The sequence below is a fragment of the Vibrio sp. Vb0349 genome (assembly GCF_033338975.1).
Window position 1 is genome coordinate 1 of sequence record NZ_JAWOTS010000135.1, and the last position, 1594, is coordinate 1594.

Genomic DNA, 1594 nt, shown 5'->3' on the forward strand with positions numbered 1-1594 from the left:
GTTCTGAATCAATCGCCGTTTCTTTTTCGATAATAGAGGCAAGGATCAGCGCTTCATACTTGTCTTTGAGAGGCAGCTTCTCCTGACGAGCGTTCCAGTTCGCATCCAGTATTTTATTTAACTTGGAATGTGCACGCTTTAGCAACTGACTTTCGCTCGCACCAGCGGTGTAGTGGTACGTTTCAGCCAAAAACAAGCCTTCAAGCTTATCACGTTCAATACCAAGCTTCTGTGCCATCTCTTTTTCTGACAACCCTGAAAGGTCGTGTTGAACATACGGTGCGCTTTGAAGTTGCTCTAACCACTCAGAAAAACGACTACCTTCAACAAACGTGATGGCAAATTGATGTTCTTTGCCTGTATTGAGTAGCTCTAACGCCTCGTAAAGCGATACATTTGGCTCGAGTTGGTAAGTGCCTGCTCGTACTTGAAGAAGCTCTGGGTAAAGATGGGGCATTAAGCGAGTGTAATCAGACGCTTTTATGATGTTCTCTTTCACCAAATCGCGCATTACACGATGAAAGCTTGTGCCGTTTTCGACAGTGAACAGTTGAGGTTGCTCAATTAAAATTGGCGAGTTAACGTATTGCTTTGTTTGTGAAACAACGTAAAAAAACCCTGCTGCGCTTATCACAGCGATCAGCACAACAAAAGCCAACAGTTTTTTAATCACGTATTTAAATTCCCTTGCAGTCGTTGAGTCAGTTTTCCTATCGGAAAGACAGTTTTGTGGTTATTGGAGGCTGTAATGCTCGTGACAGGTGCAACACCTAGTAGTGAGTTGCACATCCATACTTCATCCGCAGAAAGCAGTTCCATCAGAGAAAAGTCCCCTACTTCAACTTCGGTATTATTGGCCTCAAAAAATTCAAGCACCTTACGACGCATCACGCCTGCGACGCCAGACAAATTTAAGCTAGGCGTATAAACCTTGTTATCTTTAACCCAAAAAAGGTTTGCCATTGTAGTTTCAATGACATGATTTTGCACATTTAACGTCACTGCATCGGCAAAGTTAGAATGCTCAATTTCAGCCTTCGCAAGCACTTGTTCTAAGCGATTGTTGTGTTTATGCCCTGCCAGCAAAGGCTGAATTCCGAGACGGGTTTCGCATACCCCCAGATTCACCCCATTTTGTTGCCAGTCGACATAATGGACAGGAAATGCAAAGTTCGAGATGGTCACCATTGGGCACTCAATGCCCTTAGTGCCATACCCTCTTCCACCGATTCCGCGGCTAATGTGAATTTTGATTCCAGCGTGTTCATCTTTCAGGGTAGCCAAGTGAGCCCACTCGGAAACTATACTCCAGTCAGGTAAAGGAATATGAAGTGTTTTGAGACATGCTTCCAAACGTTCAACATGCGCTTGCCAGTACTCTAGCTCGCCGTTTTTAGTCTGGATAGTAGTAAAGCAACCGTCTCCATATTGAAAAGAGCGATCACCTAATGAAACCTGTGTTTGTGGAACTCCATTTACCCAAAACATTAGAACACCCTTAGGTTACAGACGACAAATAAAAGAAAACGGCTCAATGCTAAGCATCGAGCCGTTAGAATACAAGTTTCGCGGTCTTAAAACCTTATTAGAGATT

2 protein-coding genes are annotated in these 1594 nt (G+C 43.7%); both read right to left on the reverse strand.

The window, feature by feature from the left end:
- Positions 1–673, reverse strand: a 673-nt coding sequence (gene mltG / locus R7Q47_RS23885) for an endolytic transglycosylase MltG (RefSeq protein WP_318089643.1), incomplete at its 3' end; no start/stop codon positions are given.
- A complete protein-coding gene (gene pabC / locus R7Q47_RS23890; RefSeq protein ID WP_025532769.1) occupies positions 670–1488 on the reverse strand; it encodes an aminodeoxychorismate lyase in 819 nt (272 codons plus the stop codon). The genes pabC and mltG, both read right to left, overlap by 4 nt.
- Positions 1489–1594 lie beyond the last annotated feature (106 nt).

Bases quoted from the DNA above. Each gene is read 5' to 3' on its own strand.
- pabC (WP_025532769.1), bottom strand. From the start codon at position 1,488: ATGTTTTGGGTAAATGGAGTTCCACAAACACAGGTTTCATTAGGTGAT.